The organism is Paenibacillus sp. FSL H8-0283, from assembly GCF_045040675.1.
Lineage (GTDB): Bacteria > Bacillota > Bacilli > Paenibacillales > Paenibacillaceae > Paenibacillus > Paenibacillus amylolyticus.
Genome location: NZ_CP150295.1, coordinates 1132575 through 1151532, shown reverse-complemented (window position 1 = coordinate 1151532; position 18958 = coordinate 1132575). Strand labels below are relative to the sequence as shown.

The following is an 18958-nucleotide window of genomic DNA, read 5'->3' as shown; positions in this document are numbered from 1 at the left end:
CTCTCTGTTGAATGTGTACATGTGGGTTCAATTCATATCAATTTGATGTATCATACATGTCATTGATAGGTTCGGATCGACTTCAATGTTGTAGCGGCCAGAATACCTGTCGCCAGCAGTAATATGCCCACGCTTTGCAGCACAGAAGCTGCCCCCCATTGATCTGCCAATACGGAGACAACCGTCAATCCCAGAATAGGCGCTGTACTGGTGATTGTTCCAACTACACCATAGACCCTTCCTTGCAGCTCGTCCGGAACGGCTGTCCTCAGCATAATCTGGGTGAGCATCGTACAGCACGCGAACATCGCACCTCCGCCCACGATTAACGGCAACGCCATGATTGGAGAAGATACATTCGCCAAAAAAATATAAATCGGCCCTAATACAATCAGACCGATAAATACCCATCTCCCTCTTCGCTTCAATCGTTTTCCCGAAGCAATCAACAATGCAGAGCCAATCATATATCCGAGTGGAATACAGGTTTCAATTAATCCAAACTGCACCGGATTAGCCTCCCATACCTTGACCGCCATCACTTGAACCAGCATCATAGCTGACATGAAAAACAAAATCAGCACCGGATTGAGCAATACAATGGATCGGATCAAAGGATTCCGATAGATGTAGCCAAACGAACTACGCCATTCCTGAGCAAACGTGGTCTGCTGACTAACGGATCGCTGTACCTCTGGAAAGCGACCTGCCATCAGTACACAGACTGCGGACAACAGGAAGGTTGCCCCCGTAATTAATATGGCAACGAATCCGCCAAATGCAGCAACAGCAACTCCCGCCGCCGCTAGTCCGCTGATTCGGGCAAGATTATCCACCATATGAATGGTTCCCGTCGCTTGTTGAATATGCTCCCTGCCCACCATACTTGCTACAGAGGCGTGGAATGCAGGGGCCTGAAACAGGCTTGAAAACATGGAGAGTGAGAGCAACAGAAGCACCACCGGAAACGGAGCATGCCAACCGAACAGGCTAATCGCAATCAGCACAGCCATCACACCGCGGAATACATCCGAGGCCAGCATCAGCTTCCTGCGATCCAATCGGTCTGCAACCGTACCCGCCACCGATCCAAACAGAAAACTGACAGCCATATTGCAGATCTGTACAGCTGCCATGCTCTTTGCACTGCCTGTGGTCTGTAACACCCACAGACTGATCGCAATCCCATTGAAGCAATCCCCAAAAACCGAGATGCCATAGCCGTACAATATCCTCCGAAAGGTAACATTACGCCATAGTGTTCGCGGAGCTTTGGTATTATGCAATGCAGCTTGTCCATCTCGGTATCCGATAATCTCGGGCTCACTGGACGGGTTCATGCCCATAAATCACGTTCCTCCCTAATCATGATTCGAGCCCATACAGAACCAGGCACTTCCGCAGCAGTGCCAGTCGACAAAGACATGACATCACGGAAGTGCCTGGTTGGCGTGCCGCAGATATCGCGGCTGACTATGCTGTTATGGCACGGTATTACCCTTTCGAAGCTCCTGCCGTCAGACCCTGAACAAGGAATCGCTGTAGGAAAACGAACAGCAGTGTAATTGGAATGGCAATCAGTACCGCCCCCGCAGCAAACATCGTAAAGTTACTGTCCTGATAACGGTTGACCAGATCCCACATGCCCACCGCAAGCGTCCAGTTCTCCTTTGTCCGCAGCACCAGCCGGGCGAAGATAAAGTCCATCCACGCACCGGTGAAACTGGTCAGCGCCACATAAGTAAGCATCGGCTTGGATAAGGGCAGGATGATGCTGGTGAATACTCGCAGGTGACTCGCACCATCCATGCGCGCCGCTTCGTCTAGGCTGCGCGGGATGGTGTCAAAGAAACCTTTGACGATAAATCCGCCCAGTACCGCTCCTGATGAATAGACCAGGATGAGCGCAGCATGGGTGTCGAGCAATTTAATTTGTAGCAAAATGATATAGATTGCAATCATGCTCATGAAACTCGGGAACATCCCGAGGATCAGCATGGTGGAGAGAATCGTTTTACGTCCACGGAAGCGGAAGCGGGACAATGCATACATCCCAAGTGTCACCATCAACGTGGAGAAGATCATCGTGAAAAAGGCAATTTTCAGCGTATTCATATACCATCTGCCGTACATAAAGGACGGGTTATTGAACAGTTCCCCGTAATGGGTAAGCGTGAATGCTTCTGGCCACAACCGTTCACTGAACAATGCCGCACCAGGTCTCAGAGAAGAGAGAAAGATCCAGAGCACCGGGTAGATGGAGACAACGGCGATGATCAGCAACAGCACATAACTCAGGGCCAAACGCAGCGGATTATTACGTGTATTCATTGAATCATGTCCTCCTCCTTGAATGATTTGGAGCGGCGGAAGTTCCAGATAGAGAATGAAGCGATAATAAGGAAGATGATAATGCCTACCGCTGAAGCCATGTTGAATTTGTTATTGTCGAGTGTGAGCTTGTAGAGCCAGGTTACCAGCAGGTCCGTTGCCCCTGCATACTGGTAGTCTCCCCGCAGTGGATTTCCGTTGGTCAGCAGGAAGATGACATTGAAGTTGTTGAAATTTCCGGCGAACTGCATGATGAGTACCGGAGTTGTGGCAAAAAGAATGAACGGCATCGTAATGATCCTGAATTTCTGAAACGCAGATGCTCCGTCCACTTCGGCAGCCTCGTAGAGATCACGAGGGATGGCCGTCAATACACCAAGAATCAGCACCATACTGACCGGAATACCAATCCACATGTTGACAACAATGACGGTGACTTTGGCCCAGAACGGATCTGTCAGCCAGGGTAATCCCTCCAGCCCAAATGCTCTCATGTACGTATTGATCGGACCAAACTGACCATTGAACAGATTACGCATGAGCAGCAAGGAGATAATCTGCGGGATGGCATAAGGCAGAATGAAGATGGTCCGCCACAGCTTTTTGAAACGTATGCCCCGCTGTTCAATTAACAGTGCTACTAACACGCCGCCAAAATAGGTGGTGACTGTCGCCAGAATGGCCCAGATGACCGTCCAAGTGAGCACACCGTAGAATGTCTGGCTCCAGGATTTCAATTGAATCAGATCACTGAACGTCTTGAAGCCCACCCAGTCCACGAGTTTGGCTGGCGGAATATGATCCGGGGCTGAATAGTTGGTAAACGCGATCGTGATCGTAAACAGGATGGGCATAACGGTGAAGAAAAGAATACCCAGTGCCGGGATGGACAGGAACAGATACGGAAAGTTTTTGTCCATCATGTTTCGGAGCGATGCCGCTGCGCCCAAGGTCTGCTTGCCTTCTTCCCTCGCAAGTCCCGTGACGTACGCATCCCGGATATTCAGGATGTAGATCAGGATAAACACAAAAAACACCAGCAGTACGATAATGCCATCAAGCAGCAAAAAGATCGAATGGTCTCCCCTTTGAAGTACGGTGGACCCATTCACTTTGACAAAACGCTGTGTATTTTCCCCCAGTGTCCATATGCCCCATACAGCCTGTGACAGGCGAGGAAGCAGGTACGCCAGGCCTGCTCCCTCCAGTAACAGTAGACAAATTCCCTTAATCCATTGTCGATTGTACAGCTGTCCAAGACCTTGCAGTATGATGGAACATATGGCCGCTGTCATCCGATGTTGTCTTTCCCTGTTCGGTCCAACGGGCACCGGGACATGCTGCTGTTGCATTCGCTCTCTCCTCCCCGCCTATTGCTAACCTGTATACATTGAACAAAAGTGTGCTTACACTGACCACTCCGATGACAGAACAAGCTTCCGATCGCTGATAAAGGCGAGCCTATGCTTCCGAAGTAGCTTTCTTTCAGAAAGCTTTTAGCTTCACTTCTTCAGCTTTCTTCTGTCCTCTAAGTTTTTGTGTAAATATGAAGTTCAATTATGCAGCTCTTATGCATATCTTCGCACTCGTCGTTCGTCCTTATTGGACGGTGGCAAGGCTTTCCTGGATCTGTTTCACGGCATTGTCCAGCGATGCCTTCACGTCCTTATCGGTATCCCAGATATCCGTAATGGCCGACGTGATCGGTCCCCATACGCTGTCCATGGCAGGAAGCGAAGGCATTGGGGTCGAGTTGTTGAACTGTTCCAGGAACGCCTTATTGATCGGGTCTTCCTGCAACTTCGGATCAGCAGCTACGTTTTTGTTCGCAGGAAGTGTACCGTTCAGGTCAAAGTTCTCCATCTGAGCTTCTTCATTGGAAAGGAACGCTGCCAAGAGCTTCGACGCATTCGGGTATTGCGTAAATGCATTCACATAATAGGCTTTAACACCTGAGAAGGAGGTCATCGGTTTGCCGTCAATTGCCGGAAGCGGAGCAACGCCAAAATCAATACCTGCATTGCGATAATCGGCAATGGTCCATGGACCGTTAATGTCCATAGCCAGCTTGCCGCTGGAGAATAATCCTTTTTTGATATCATAGTTCACGTCACCCATCTTGAGCGGTAGCACTTCCGACTTCAGCGTCTGTAAGAACTGTCCACCCTTCTGCGCACCTTCGTTATTCAGACCGAGATCCGCGCTATCCATCCCGTTGTCTCCAAAAATATAACCGCCCTGTGAAGCCAGGAATGCATAGTTATAGTAAAATTGCTGCAATTCCCACATCAGCGCATACTGATTGGACTTCACATTATTGAACGTCTTGGCGAAACTGATAATCTCATCAAAGTTTTTCGGAGCTTCTGGATAGAGTGCCTTGTTATAGAAAAGGGCGTAGGTCTCCACGCTGTACGGATAGCCGTACAGGATATCCTTGAACGTCACTGCCTTCAGTGCGTTGTCGCTGGTGTTCTCTGCGGTCTCTGCTTCGAATATGTCATTGGGCAGAATAAGTCCCGCCTCTGAAGCGCTACCAATCTTATCATGTGGGAAAACAACGACATCTGCCGCCAGACCCGCTGGGCCATCAGTCGTCAGCTTGGTTACCTGATCGGTTGGAGGTAATTCCTCCATTTTGACCGTTACCCCATATTTTTCTTCGAATTTTTTGACCCTTTGCTCAATAAAGCTGCTTTGATTTTTATCCTCCCAGATCACCAGAGTTGCCCCTTCTTCCGGTTGAAGGTTCTCGGATGTCAGCTCTACAACTTCCTCCGGATTCTCACCTGCCGTAGTTGGAGATGGACTTCCGCCTCCAGCCCCGCACGCAGCCAGTGTAAAAGCCATCATGACGGACAATGTTGCCCCTTGCCATTTTCTCATGTAAAATGTCCCCTTCCCTCTGCTTGGTCCAACGAAGTTCGCGCTTTTCACCCTTTTGTCTGCGTAAGTTGTCAGGTTTTGCATCCCATCTTCACTTTTGTACAAACGTTTGCTCAAATAGAAGACAAGATGACCTCTATGTTCAATATGTAGGGGGAAACAAGTCAATAAGTATGTAAAATCAATGATGTAAGCGCTACAATAACAATCACATCATACAATACCGAACTTTATTTGCACAAACGTTTGCACAAGCCATATTTGTTCAATTTTATCCATTTTCTTTCTTCTACCTGCAGTAAATTCCTGTTTCCTTGTTCTGACTCTTTCTTCCTTTATTTTACTTCGCGCGAATCCCATATTCGGCAGTTAGCAATTGATTTCTCCTATCCTTTCGATTACCATAGGAGAATATTTATACGATTGTTCAGAAGGGATTTTTTCACATGATTACGATCAAGGATATTGCCAAATTGGCGGGTGTTTCCCCTTCTACAGTGTCACGGGTGATTTCCAACCATCCCAGAATCAGCACCGAGACGTCTCTCAAAGTGAAGCAAATTATGAAAGAATTGAACTACCATCCCAATATCATGGCGAAGAGCCTCGTGTCCAAAACAACACATACCCTGGGGATTATGCTTCCGCGTCCTGCAGAAGAATTATTTCAGAATTACTTTTTCGGGGAACTGCTGCGAGGTATTATTACACATGCCACCCGTATGAATTATGAATTGCTGCTAACAACCGAAACATCATCAGACAATGAATTGCATGCGATATCCCGCCTTGTGCATGGCCGAAGGGTGGATGGTATTTTGCTGCTTGGGTCCAAACGAGATGATCCCATCATTTCATTTTTGGAAGCGGAAAAGTTTCCTTTTGTGTTAATAGGTCGCAGTGAAGCTCATCCAAATGCCCCCATGGTGGATAACGATAATGTGCAGACCGCTTATGATGCGACTCATCATCTGATCGCCCAAGGGCATACACGAATTGGATTTGTCAGCGGGCCACCGGACATTACGTTATCGCATGATCGTATGTTAGGATACCAAAAAGCGCTTGCCCAAGCCGGGCTGGATGCGGATAGTGATTGGATTGTGGAAGGTGAATTTCTGCAGGAAAGTGGATTCAGAGCGATGTCGCTGTTCATGTCCTTGCCGGACAGACCCACAGCAATTGTTGTCATCGATGACAACGTGGCCTTTGGGGTATTGAGAGCTCTTGCCGAGCTTCATTATCTGGTGCCTGAAGATATCAGTGTGGTCAGTTTTAACAATATTGCATTATCGGAACTGGCTTCTCCACCCTTAAGCTCTATCGACATCGGGACTTATCAGCTTGGTTATACAGCCGTTCAGGTATTGTTAAAAATTCTTAGTGGGGAACCACAGCTTCATAATCCGGTCATTATCCCCCATCGTCTGATCGTGCGTGAATCCTCACTCTTTTCCAAACCAAGGCCACCCTCAGATTGATTCATTTCGGGTATCCGTGTAGTAATGCAAACGTTTGTCCTACATGGAATATGATGCTGTTATCCACCGTACGTAGTTGCATAGGTGCATAGGTGCAAAAAAAGAAGCCGCATATACTCTTGCGGCTTCCTTAATTCACACACTATTTCCGTACTCCATGCTTGGCTGCACTTCAATGGATTAATAAGAGCTCCAGCCTGCATCAGCTGTAACGACAGTTCCGTTCACGAAGCTGGACTCGTCAGATCCAAGGAACAAAGCCACTTTGGCAATCTCTTCGCTTGTCCCGATGCGTGGGTTGATTGCCATCCCAAGCTGTTGCCGACCTGCACCGAAATGACTAATACCTGTCATGGATGTGCTGATATTGGTTGCCACAGCGCCTGGAGCGATCGCGTTACAGCGAATGCCTTGCTCAGCATACATGTACCCTGTATTTTTGGTGAAGCCCACGACCGCATGTTTGGACGCCGTATAAGCTGCTCCCGCACGTCCACCGTGCAATCCACCTGCCGAAGCAATGTTCACGATGACACCTTTTTGTTTTTCCAGGAAAATCGGCAATACTTTACGTGTTGTCCGCATCACACTGGTTGTGTTCACAGCAAACAATCTCTCCCACTTCTCATCCGTTATATCAGCTGCAGGCTCCATGCCATCCATAATTCCCGCATTGTTAATTAGAATATCTACTGTACCGTATGTGCTCACCGTCGTATCGATCAGATTTTGCACATCTTCTTCTTTGGCTACATTGGCCAGAACGACAATCGCTTCTCCACCCTGGGCTTTAATATCATTGACTACCGCTTGTGCAGATTCTTCGTTAATATCCGATACGACGACTTTCGCGCCTTCTTGAGCATACAACGTGGCAATTGCTTTCCCCATACCTGAACCAGCACCTGTAACAACTGCAACTTTATCTTGAAGTTTCATTCCATGTATCCTCCTTTGTGTATTCGTTTACAATAAGTTAACAAACAAATGTTCATTAACTCCTATCCTTAGTATAATAAGTCATAGCGTTTCACTTCAATCAGTAAAAGCTTGTCCAGTTGTACGTTAAACAACACTTATAAGCCCGAATGTACTTTAATTAATAAAGTGAACTCGCGAGGAGGAAAATAGATGTCTGAAACCCTAAATTCAATGGACCGAAGAATCAAGAAATCAAAAGCTGCACTGAAGGATGCACTCATCCATTTGATGCAAAAACATCCCTTTAAAGAAATATCGATTACGGATATTGTGCAGCGAGCCGATCTGAATCGGGGAACTTTCTATAGGCATTATCAGTACAAAGAAGACCTGTTCAACGAAATTATCGATGATGTGATTCAGGATCTGGTAACTTCTTTCCGCAAACCTTATCAGGATGAGGAAAAGTTCGAAGTCAATCTGATGCCCTCTTCGGCTATCACTATATTTGAGCATGTACACCAGCACGCACAATTCTACACACTGGTTGTGAAATCTGAGGCCTCCTCCAACTTCCAGCGTATGATCTGTGATGTCCTTCGGGATCTGGCCTTACAGGATCTGAACCATATCTTCCCTCCGCACATCAACCATGAAATATTGGCAAGTTACCAATCTCATGCGATATTTGGCATGATCATGGAGTGGATCAGACAGGATTTCAAGCACAGCCCCGCCTACATGGCCGAGGAGTTGTTCAAGATCATCCATTACAAGCCGGATAATGTCGTGTTAAAAAACTGAGATTTTTTGAATCGTTTTACTTCCCTAGAGTAGGTTGATTGAGAGGAATTTTAAGAAAGCTTTACCACTAAAATTATGTAAATGTATTCCTGTAATTTCTGGTAATAATATGTTAGGTTATCCAATGGAATATAACAAAAGGAGGATGACATTACATTTGAAGAAGTCGTGGATTATATCATTGATTACCAGTTTTGTTTTGCTTGGCGGAGTGCTTCTCTCTCCAGCCGCTTCTGCTGATACAGCCAAAGTAGCAACCTCTACATATTCAGATTCAGATCAGAGTTATGCAGAATTTAAAGAGTACACTAATCAGTTATTTGCTCTTGAAACTTATGAGGCCAAAGCCTTCACAGCTTTGGAAAGCATCGACACCCAGGTAACTTCAACCAATCGCAAGTCCATGTATCTTAAACTTACGAATACGGTGATCCCCAATTATACGAAATTGGTATCCAAGGCAAAACAAATCAAGCCTACCAACCCGCAGATCAAGAAAATTCACGCCACATTTGTTAAGGCAAGTTACACTCAGCTCGAAGGGTACCTGTTGTACCAAAAGGCAGTATCCAAGAACAAAGTGAATTACACGTTACTAAAACAGGGTAATGCCAAAGTAAACACCGCTAGTGTTCTAATGGATCAATGCGAACAACAGTTATACGCCTATGCAAGAAGCTTGGGGTATGACAGTTAGTACCTATCTTCATAGAAACCCAAAAAGCGACCGTTCCTCATGTTTAATGAGGAACGGTCGCTTTTTCTAATTATAGAAATATAAGATAACAATATAATGCGTATTTATTTCTCTCTTTTCTGATCACAGCCCCAGCTTCTGCCCTTTCTCCAACCGCTGAATCTGTTGCTCGCCGGTATCCGCAAGTTCACGGAACTGGTTAATCGTCTCACGCATTCTTGGCAGAGCTTCCTGCTTATAAAGACTAATCGAATCGAGCGCCGACAGCACATCGGTGAACGCCTGTTTCATCGTATCCACGGAGATGCTGGCTTCATACGCCTGCTTCTGAATGGCAATCCCCTGATCCTTGAGCATCTTGGATGTTCCGGCGATCAGATCATTGGTTGTCTGGTTCAGCAACTCAATTTTCTGCAATACAATCTTCTGATTATACAAAGCACTTGCTACTGTAACGGCAATTTTCAATGCCGAGATCGTTACATTCTTCGCACGGTCTACTCCTCGGATCAGTTCCTTGTTGTTGCGAATCACCACTTCAATCGCCATGATACCCTGCTGGTTCACGACCAACATCTGCTGCAGATCCATCACCCGCTGACGGAGTGGGAACAACACTTCTTCCGTAATAAACCGGACTTTTTCAGGGTCTTCATTCCGAACCTTGGCAGCTTCGATCTGCGCATCGATGGACTCATCCATAAGCACGCCAAGCTGAATCTCCTTTTGCAGTCGTTTGGTGAGTTCCCGCAGGTTCTGCTGTTCAATCTCCAGGGTTGTATTATCGTTACGCAGGGTAGATCTGCCTTTATCCAAAGAGGTTACGATGTCAGCGATGACTGCGTCAGCCTTCTGGTATTTCAGGAAATAGGCGCGAAGCGGATTGAACAATTTCCCAAGGAAACCGTTCTTGGCAAAGTCAACCACGCTTGGGTCGAGATCCTTCAGTTGCATATGCAGCTCGGTCAAACCTTTGGCGACCTGACCGCCCTCGTCTCCCGTCTTGGACAGATGTCCAACGGAGACTTGAAGCAAGGCGTTTTTCTCAGAAGAGGATCTCATCGTATTCATGCCAAAGCCGTCAATGGATTGCAGAATTTCTTTACGCTTCTCCAGGGATTCGAGATCCAGTGTCATGATCATCTCTACGTTGGCATTTGCCACTTGTTGAAGCTCCGCGACCTCGGCGGGCACGGGTTTCACCTCTTCCTCAATCACCTTCTGAATTTCCTTCTGGCTCGGTATTTCCATTGAAAATGACATCTACAGTTCCCCCTTTAAATACGTGCTGTAAAATGATTGATATTCCACGCGAGTGACTCCGATTGCAGTACCATCCTCCGATCGCTGTTATCCCCAGATTTCTTCATTTTCCTCATTAATCGGTTGAAATCTGGTGATAAAGGCGACCGCTACGCTTCTTCAGATCGGTTCTGCACTCTACGTCTTCGTGTTATAAATTTACATCTGTACGTTAAACAGGTTTCCAATCTTGTACACGACATCGTCAGTATCGGCATTGATGCTTGCGGCTTCGTTAATGCTGGAGATGCTCTCCAAAGCCTTGATGTCCGCGTTGTACCCAATCGTATAGATTGGCACTTTGTACGTCTCGACCAGATCACGAATATCCTTCAGGGTATGACCTTCGTTGGTCTCGCCATCACTCAGGACAAAGATCAACGGCTTCACGTTTGGATTAGCGGCCATATAATCTTCCAGCATCTTCATCGCCACCACGATCCCGTCAAAGGTCGCCGTACCACCGCCAGCTTGCAGACTATCAACTGTACCGACAAACATGGACTGCTGGTTCGTATCATACTTGGCAATTGGCAGATTCACGGTTACCCCGCTAGAATAAGAAACCAGGCCAATACTATTCTCAGTGCCCAGGTACTTCTGACCTTTGCGTAGGGACTCCTTCAGGCGGTTAAGCGGTTCGCCGTCCATGCTTCCGGATACGTCTGTCACAAACACGGCAGCAATAGGTTTACTGCCATTCTTCTTCTCTTTCCATACTTTCTGTGCAGACAACAACGTGCCGCCATCCACAGTAGCCAGTTCGGATTTGTAATCCTGTAACCCGTTGAAACCGAACTCCTCCGCCGATTGTTGGTACTTTGCTTGGGTTACGAATTCCGCGAATTTCTGGATGATTTCCTGTTTATTCTGCGGCAATTGTCCCAATGCATACAGCGGGCTATCATGTCTCACACCAAACGGTGTAAAGACGTATCCACTCTTCAGATCGGCGGTATTCACATACGTCTGGTATTCGAGTACAAAAGCATCCAGTCTGCCGGACTTGGCAGCTTCCCGCATTTGAATCGTTGTCGAGGCCGTAAACGGTACATTCGTCTGGAATTTTTCGAACCCTTCAATAGCCTTCTCGCCAAGCGGGTTGGCGCTGTCATACGTATTCAGTGCAGTCACCAGGAAATTCAGTCCTGTGGAGCTGGCAAATGGATCGGTATATCCCATCGCGAGTTCATTGTTGGCAATGGCTTCTGTTACGGTCTTCACATTAACGGAGCCGTACGTATCAACCAGTGCATCATATTTGGCTTTGGAGATGACAATACCCGGAACATTCCCAACCAGTCGCTCGGACATCATCTCGGTCTTCACCCCACTGGCCTCAACCATTTCGCCCCACAGTTCGTTAGAAGGTGTGAATGCATCAGGCATATACTTACCAGACTTGATATAATCCGTAGCCGTTCCGGAGGCGATGTTGCGGATTTTGACCGATACCTGTTTGCCACCAACGGTAATATTGGCTTTGTTGAATTCCTCACCCACCTCGGTTAACCAGCCGTCTACCCCGCTGCCCGACTTCTCCGTGGAAGAGAATATTTCGACATAATCATTCGTTGTATTCTCTACAGCAATCGGAAATTTCGAGATATCCGGCAGTGATTCTGCCACATCGACCGGGTCGAGATCAATCTGTCCTTTGACCGGTTCCGCCGTTGCCGGCGCAATGTCCGAGTACAACTTACCAAGTGCTTTACCTGCATTCTCAGTACTCACCTGTGTGGTTGACTTGCCAAAGTTCGATGTTAGTGTAATTCCTGCATAGACCAGACCGAATACAAGTACCAGCATCACAATCGATATGAAAAAAAACTTTCCCTTCTTGGCCATACGAGCAACCCCTCACTGTCTGTATAATTTGGTGTGCTTGATTAACTGATCAATCTCCTGCATACAAGGCATCTGTTCAATATCTCCGGCTTCAAAGCTGTCGAGACGTGAAATCTCCAGTAACAACTGATCGAGCTTGAGCAAAATTTCCTCATTGGTGTGGAGCGAATTCTTCACATAAGACAGATAATCGTTGTATACCTTGGTTTTTTCCTGAAAAAGTTTCTGGGGAAGTGTGGAGGATTTGGACTTCATCATGTTGGCATAGTCAGCTTCATCAAATACATTCAACCGGTTCAGCACACTGCGGATGTTCAGGTACAACAGCTTCTCCACTTCCAGTGTGACCGAAGCAAATTTCTTGTAGCTCAGTTCCCCGGGATCAAACCGTTGATGAAGCACGTTCAGGAGGGTTTCTTTTTTCTTTTTCATTCGACTAAGTTGGGACAGCCCCAGCGTAATATCTTCTTCGAGAACTTTAATGCGTCTATAAAAAGATAGTGCTTCCACATAATCTTCATGTGTTTCAATATGCTTCACGGGCAGGACTACCGGTTGTCTGAACAGCAAGGTGTAACTTCCATATAAGAGTGCCATTGCACTGCCAAACAGAAGGGTAACGGATAGCGCAGTTGTGAATGCACCCTCCTCGAAATTCAGCCCGATAAAGCCAGGTGAGAATGCGAGAACATTCACAGCCACAATACCGAGGATTAATCCCAACAATTTTATGTACTTGATCATGTTCAATCATCCGACCTCCTTTCATGTTATATATTGGTGCTTCATGTCGTAATTTTCCTGTTCAACTTATTCTTATTGTACATGATGTTAACGCTCTCAGGTGGATATGATTGGATATTTGGATACTCATAATATACGTGGTTTGGGCTTATCCCATTTCATATTTTCAGGGACAACGTGGAACCGATTTTGTAACCTCTGGAAATTGATCCTTTTATGTGGAACCATCGGTGGGAGAAAAAGAAAAGTTATCCGGTAATACGTGAAAATTTGGCGGGCGTGTCATTTTTTATACAGCTGTATCTATCTATTTATACTCAACTGTCACATTCGCTGATAGGTGATACGTAGTAAGGAGTGTAAGGGGGTGAAACTAAACCAATGGATTATTCATACATACATCAGATCGTTGTTGAGGTGCTAAAAGGGCGGACAGAGAAATTCGAAATCATTGTGCAACGATATGAAAAACCGATCTTTCGCTACTGTTATCACATGCTGGGACACCGCACAGAGGCTGAGGACAGTGGGCAAGAGGTATTTCTCAAAGCCTATCGCTCACTTGACAAGTTTAAACCCGACCTGTCCCTGGAAGCCTGGCTATACAAAATCGCCTATAACCAGTGCATTGATGTCATACGCAAACGAAAGCTAACAAGATACCTTCCCCTCTTCTACCGCAAAGATCAGGAGAATGCACATGTGGATCTGGCAATTGAAGCGAACTATTTCGATGAATATGTGCTGAAGGCGATGTCGAGATTATCCGCTGAGGAACGCAATCTGTTGATTCTAAGATGTGTGGAGGATAAAAGCTATGAGGAGATTAGTCAGATTCTTCAGCGGAACAGTCCAAGTCTGCGGAAAAAATATGAGCGTACCGCAGCCAAATTCCGTACCTATTACGCACTGGCGAAAGGAGATGATCCCCGTGAAAACGGAGTACAACAACGATCAGGATCTGAGAGAACTTTTTCATAACACACCGAATTTCAAGACGGATCTGACGAGTAGCGTGATGCACAGGCTACAATCTGAATCCAAACCAAAGGAGAGGTTCTACGTGAAATATAAAGTGAGTTTATTGGTGCTGGCTGGCATGCTGCTGACGGTATCGTCTGGTTTTGCAGCAGTGAAGTATCATTCATTAAAGAACAGTCATGGAGAGGTCGTCTATCAGGAAAAATCAATATCAGAGGCTCCTGCTATAGCCAATTATTCAGATAAAGAACGCAAGCGGATCAGCATAGCAAATCAGGCTTATGATAAGTTGGATAAAGGAACCGCCATGCTCATTTATGTCGCATCACACAACCCTGACCATCAATTGGATATGCGTTTTACCCCTTTTATTTTCCAAAATGCAGCAGACCTGCGTAAAAAGGTTAACAACTCAGATATTAAGCTATTGGATAAAATCGAAGGGGATTACACGTTTGAATGGGCCGAAGCCTTCATGTCACCGATCACGGATGTGAAACCCCTGACCTCGGAAGAAGAGGCCGATATTGCAGAGAAACTACGCCAGAAAGCCCTGGCGTCCAATACGGACTATGCAATGATGCCGATTGAATTCGCTGACGATTTCCGCCATATCCGCAGCTTTTACAAGCAGGGGGATAAAAAAATAGCGGTGACGACTGTAAATTACGGTGTAGGACATGGAACAGCTACCTCCTACTGGGACGATCAACTTGATCTGATCAAAGAAAAGTTTACCGTGAAGGGCACTGAAATGATCTTTACAAAGGACTCTGATGGCTCTCCTTCAGGAATAAACTGGGTGGACCAGGATGCAAAAACAGGTCAGACCTATGGATATACCGTCTCCGTGTGGGAGGGCCATGTCACGGAACAAGAGCTGCTTAACCTGGTGAAGATGTATCTTAATTAATGTTCAACTTCGTTAACGGTGATGTTTCCTCCAAAAGCATATCACAACAAAAGCTTGCCCCTCATCAATCGAGGGACAAGCTTTTGATCTGTTTATATATTAATGTCGTGCGAGCTTAGCCTGAACAAATGCTGAAGCGGAACCTCCAGTTCAGGATACAACACGGATTGGATCGTTTCTTGCTCTGTGTACAGATGACGGTTCTGGTAACTGCCTTCTTCCAATGTATATACATGGACGGTCTGATTGCCAGGGTCAACAATCCAGTATTCATTCACACCGTATTTCTGATACAGATTAAACTTTTCGTTAAAATCCTTCAGCGCAGTCGAAGGAGACAGCACTTCTATGATGAGAGACGGCGCACCCTGACATCCATTTTTGGATATTTGGTCTTTGGAACAAACCACCGACAGATCCGGTTGTACCACATGGTCAGGTACGTCATATTGTTCATTTTCGCTGAAATACACATCAAAGGGGGCAACAAAAACGAAACATTTACGATTCTGAAAAAAAATACGCAAGGAGAAGTGCAGCTCACCCACAATAAACTGGTGTAATGAGGTGGGTGCTGGGGACATATTAAATGCTTTGCCGTTAATTAATTCCCATGCACCCTCCCACGTTAACCAATCCTGAAAACTATAGATGCCTTTATTATCCGGTTTGGCCACACTTCCAACCTCCTATTTCACCTAATCAGTATGTTTCCTTTATTATACCATTGTGTTTGCCCATTTTCATATCATGCCTCAGTTTGTGAAAAGACGGATTTCGGTTTGCTTCGCGTTGTGCGCACATCCACCACTTTCCCGGCACAGCCGTTGTCACCCAGCGCCTGAAATGCAACCCGCACGCTGTCTTTGCCTGACGTAACCGACTCAGGGATGTCATAGGTAACGTAGAATACTTCGCCAATCTTGTTCATATGAATCCGCTGTTCACCCACCACAGTTCCATCTACAGCGATACTAAATTTTCTCTCATACGGCGTACCCTCCCGTTCAAATGAAGACCAATCCCCGCCCCAGTATGCCACGCATAGAACATTCGGTGCAGAACCATCCACCGCCAGCTGGTAGCTGAAGTAAGCCCTGCTGACACCATAGGCCTCCCGCCACATGATCAGCTTGTTGCGGCTGTCTGTATAGGAACCATTGTGATGTTCGGCACGGCAATTGCTATCCAGATGATGTCCAATCTCATCCTGCTGGCCGTCAGGCTGTACTCTGTCGATGGTGATATCATTTAACTGCTTCTCCAGTGCATCTCCCGCATCGTTAAGCGGCCAATAGACCGTATAGAACTCATGATGCACATCATAGAACGGAATGAGCTTCACGGCTTCGCCTGTGGAAGTAACATCTTTGCTAAGTTCAAATGTTAACGTGTCTGCATCTACAACCTTGATCCACTCTCGTACATCCTCTTGCTCCGTCCAGATCACAGGTACAGGTGCAGTCTTGGGATTCAGCGCTGTTTCGTCTACGATCGTATCCTCGGGAAGGCCCTCGTTTCCTAGTGCACCAGCGAGTACTATTGGGCCGTACAGGAATGCCACTTTGTGGGAATCATCCCGGGCAGTGTACTGGCGGAGTGACATCGGCAGTGTGATGGTGATGACATCGCCCGTTGTCCATGTGCGCTCGATGGAAAGATAGCCGGGTTCCATCTGTGTATACGGATGTTCCGTATCCCCGTTAACTGTTGCCGTCATTGGCTCTTGCAGCCATGAGGGCACACGTAATCTTAGATGAGCCGAGGCGTTGCCTCCGGTGATCGTCAGGGTTACCTTTTCCGAATAAGGAAAGTCGGTTTCAAGCTTCAGGGATAATCCCTGTGACGCCCAATCCAGTTGGGAAGCGATATACAGGTTGACGTACAGGTCCTGTTCATCCTCAAAATAGATGGCCTCGGCATATTTGCCCGGATTCTCCATGCCTGATCCTGTGCAGCACCACCAAGCGGTATCGTGAGTACCATAGATTTTGTAGTGGCCTTGCAGCGTTGATGCAAAATACGTTTTGTTCCCCGTATCCGGGTCCTGCGTGCCGAGGATGTGATTATAGATGGCGTTTTCATAATAGTCCATGTAGGCGCTATCGGGATTCCAGGCAAAGAGTTGTTTCGTCAGATGCATCATGTTGTGGGTACAGCAGCTCTCTCCTGTCTTGATCCCGAGACTCTCCATGCCCTTCGCTTCGTAGTGCTCCGAAATACTCGTCGCACCAAATACATAGGAACGATGATGAATGGTCGTATCCCAGAAAAATTCTGCCGCTGTCCGGTAACTCTCGCGGGAGTGATCCTGGTTGTAGATCTCGGCTGCACCGATCACTTTAGGAATCTGAGTATTGGCGTGTTTGCCTTGAAGATCGTCCTGTTTGTGCTCCAAGGGTCTCAGGATCAATTGATGGGTGAACTTGTTAGCGATCTCAAGATATAAGGCTTTGCCTGTGATTCCATACAAGTGTGCAAATACTTCATTCATGCCCCCGTGTTCACTTTGAAGCATCGTCTGCATCTGTTCTTCTGTCATCGGAAGCAAACCTTCGACCGCCCAGTCTGCAAATCGAGTAACTACATCAAGTGCCTGTCCGTTGCCAGTGAGTTTATGGGCATCAATCAGGCCGCGATAGATTTTGTGCACACTGTACCAGGGAACCCAGTATTCACCGATATTGAATCCACCGATATTCTCTGCTCGAAAAGCCATGTGGAAAGGTTCTTCGGACAAACCACCGATATATCCGCTCCCCGTGGTCTGTTGGATTCTCGCCAGTTCGGTAACCGCATAATCCAGTCTTTCTTTTAACGTGATATTCCCGATTGCCTGATACGTCACAGCCAGGGCAGACAGATAATGTCCGAGGGAATGTCCGCTGATGGTACGTGCCTCCCAACCCGCGTAGCGCTCTTTTCGGGCAGGTAAACCATGAGCTTCGAAGCATGGAGCCAGGAATCGATCAATATCCAGCGATAACAGGTAACGCTCCCCCACCTCTTGTGATGTTTGGAACACACCATTTAACAGATCTACATGTTCCGGTCCCAGAAATCCTTTTTTCGTATCAATCATGACACTCACTCCTTCTCGGGATGTAATAGATATCCATTCATTCTTAAGGGGTAAAATCCGTGTTCTGTTCCATATGACTAATACTCATCAATCTACTGTAGAGCTTGAATATCCCCATAATATCAAATAAAATACAATTACATCAGACTCATAATCCAAGAAAAGGTGGATAAATCCGTCCTATGCAAAAGCCACTGGAACATTACCTGTGCGGCAAGTTCATATCCGAAGGCAACTGGAGCCACATGAGACGCAGCATGCCTGTGCATGAGATCATTTTGATGCTGGAAGGTGAGATGTACATCGCGGAAGAAGAGGAACAATATGTAGTTCGTGCCAACGATCTGTTGTTTCTGCGCGCCGGTCGCACCCATTACGGCTACCAGATTAGCGACACACCCGTCAGCTTTTACTGGGTTCACTATGATGCCATTTCGGCAGAATTCAACCAGTTTAGAACACATGCCACCATTCAGGTGCCTTCCATGGCCAATCAGTTATTCAAGCAGTTGCTGCATGTGTCATCCTTCTCACCAGAAGAAGCCGACGCTGCTTTGTTACTGTTGTTCAGAGAACTGGAGCGGAATATAGAGGTGGATTATCGCCCGCACAATGCAATTGTGGACCATATCTGCAAGTGGGTGGATATTCATCTGCATACGAACATCACGGTGAGTCAGATTGCAGAAAATTTTAATTTTAACAAAGACTATATCTCCAAAATGGTGAAACGTGAGAAAGGTACCGGACTCAAAACCTATATCCTCACAGAACGAATTCGCCGGGCGAAGCAGTTGCTGCTGAACACCAATGCCAGTGTAAAAGAAATCGCCGGACAGTGCGGCTTCTCCGACTACAAGCTGTTCCTGCGCATGTTCAAGCAATACGAAGGCAATACGCCAACCGAATATCGCAATCATCTGTATTCCACACAGCTCAATCGCTGATGTGCTTTGATCTATAGAAAT

Annotated in this window: 16 protein-coding genes; 6 read left to right on the top strand and 10 right to left on the bottom strand. The window is 46.6% G+C overall.

Features of this window, described 5'->3' with window-relative positions:
• Window positions 1-59 precede the first annotated feature (59 nt).
• From MHI52_RS05175 to MHI52_RS05160, 4 genes are all read right to left on the bottom strand, one after another.
• Window positions 60-1346, bottom strand: a complete 1287-nt coding sequence (locus tag MHI52_RS05175; RefSeq protein ID WP_405158606.1) for an MFS transporter — start codon at window positions 1344-1346, stop codon at window positions 60-62.
• A 148-nt stretch (window positions 1347-1494) separates the two neighbouring features.
• The gene (locus MHI52_RS05170; RefSeq protein WP_405158605.1) at window positions 1495-2331 is read right to left on the bottom strand and encodes a sugar ABC transporter permease; all 837 of its coding nucleotides are present in this window, start codon (window positions 2329-2331) and stop codon (window positions 1495-1497) included.
• Complete coding sequence (locus tag MHI52_RS05165) at window positions 2328-3683, bottom strand: sugar ABC transporter permease (RefSeq protein WP_047841752.1); 1356 nt, start codon at window positions 3681-3683, stop codon at window positions 2328-2330. The genes MHI52_RS05170 and MHI52_RS05165 overlap by 4 nt, the downstream gene beginning before the upstream one ends.
• Before the next feature lie 247 nt (window positions 3684-3930).
• Window positions 3931-5217, bottom strand: a complete 1287-nt coding sequence (locus MHI52_RS05160; RefSeq protein ID WP_340902327.1) for a maltose ABC transporter substrate-binding protein — start codon at window positions 5215-5217, stop codon at window positions 3931-3933.
• 446 nt (window positions 5218-5663) lie between these two features.
• Between MHI52_RS05160 and MHI52_RS05155 the strand changes: the two genes are divergently transcribed.
• Window positions 5664-6698 carry a LacI family DNA-binding transcriptional regulator gene (locus tag MHI52_RS05155; protein WP_405158604.1) on the top strand — a complete coding sequence of 345 codons (1035 nt, stop codon included), beginning with the start codon at window positions 5664-5666 and terminating at the stop codon, window positions 6696-6698.
• 180 nt (window positions 6699-6878) lie between these two features.
• Here the strand turns inward: MHI52_RS05155 and MHI52_RS05150 are convergent, their stop codons facing one another.
• Window positions 6879-7637 carry an SDR family oxidoreductase gene (locus MHI52_RS05150; protein ID WP_036672609.1) on the bottom strand — a complete coding sequence of 253 codons (759 nt, stop codon included), beginning with the start codon at window positions 7635-7637 and terminating at the stop codon, window positions 6879-6881.
• Between the two features lie 192 nt (window positions 7638-7829).
• On the opposite strand from MHI52_RS05150, the gene MHI52_RS05145 reads away from it, so the two are divergent.
• Complete coding sequence (locus MHI52_RS05145; protein WP_076319362.1) at window positions 7830-8423, top strand: TetR/AcrR family transcriptional regulator; 594 nt, start codon at window positions 7830-7832, stop codon at window positions 8421-8423.
• Between the two features lie 157 nt (window positions 8424-8580).
• Window positions 8581-9120: a hypothetical protein gene (locus tag MHI52_RS05140; protein WP_405158603.1), complete on the top strand. Its 540-nt coding sequence runs from the start codon at window positions 8581-8583 to the stop codon at window positions 9118-9120.
• Window positions 9121-9243: 123 nt separating this feature from the next.
• Here the strand turns inward: MHI52_RS05140 and MHI52_RS05135 are convergent, their stop codons facing one another.
• The 3 genes from MHI52_RS05135 to MHI52_RS05125 all read right to left on the bottom strand — a co-directional run bounded on the left by MHI52_RS05135 (window position 9244) and on the right by MHI52_RS05125 (window position 13014).
• Window positions 9244-10383: a toxic anion resistance protein gene (locus MHI52_RS05135; RefSeq protein ID WP_076329765.1), complete on the bottom strand. Its 1140-nt coding sequence runs from the start codon at window positions 10381-10383 to the stop codon at window positions 9244-9246.
• Window positions 10384-10581: 198 nt separating this feature from the next.
• Window positions 10582-12270, bottom strand: a complete 1689-nt coding sequence (locus MHI52_RS05130) for a VWA domain-containing protein (RefSeq protein ID WP_405158602.1) — start codon at window positions 12268-12270, stop codon at window positions 10582-10584.
• Between the two features lie 12 nt (window positions 12271-12282).
• Entirely contained in the window at window positions 12283-13014 is a 732-nt protein-coding gene (locus MHI52_RS05125) for a hypothetical protein (protein WP_340936908.1), read from the bottom strand.
• A gap of 381 nt (window positions 13015-13395) precedes the next feature.
• On the opposite strand from MHI52_RS05125, the gene MHI52_RS05120 reads away from it, so the two are divergent.
• Window positions 13396-13995: an RNA polymerase sigma factor gene (locus MHI52_RS05120; RefSeq protein ID WP_076213273.1), complete on the top strand. Its 600-nt coding sequence runs from the start codon at window positions 13396-13398 to the stop codon at window positions 13993-13995.
• On the top strand, window positions 13946-14908 hold the full coding sequence (locus tag MHI52_RS05115) for a DUF4367 domain-containing protein (RefSeq protein ID WP_340983400.1): 963 nt from the start codon (window positions 13946-13948) through the stop codon (window positions 14906-14908). Before MHI52_RS05120 ends, MHI52_RS05115 begins: the two co-directional genes overlap by 50 nt.
• Window positions 14909-15000: 92 nt before the next feature.
• Here the strand turns inward: MHI52_RS05115 and MHI52_RS05110 are convergent, their stop codons facing one another.
• Window positions 15001-15585 (bottom strand): Uma2 family endonuclease, encoded by a 585-nt coding sequence (locus MHI52_RS05110; protein WP_405158601.1) that lies wholly within the window; start codon window positions 15583-15585, stop codon window positions 15001-15003.
• Window positions 15586-15656: 71 nt separating this feature from the next.
• Window positions 15657-17990 (bottom strand): beta-L-arabinofuranosidase domain-containing protein, encoded by a 2334-nt coding sequence (locus MHI52_RS05105; RefSeq protein WP_405158600.1) that lies wholly within the window; start codon window positions 17988-17990, stop codon window positions 15657-15659.
• 182 nt (window positions 17991-18172) lie between these two features.
• On the opposite strand from MHI52_RS05105, the gene MHI52_RS05100 reads away from it, so the two are divergent.
• On the top strand, window positions 18173-18937 hold the full coding sequence (locus MHI52_RS05100) for a helix-turn-helix domain-containing protein (protein WP_405158599.1): 765 nt from the start codon (window positions 18173-18175) through the stop codon (window positions 18935-18937).
• The last annotated feature ends 21 nt before the right edge of the window (window positions 18938-18958 follow it).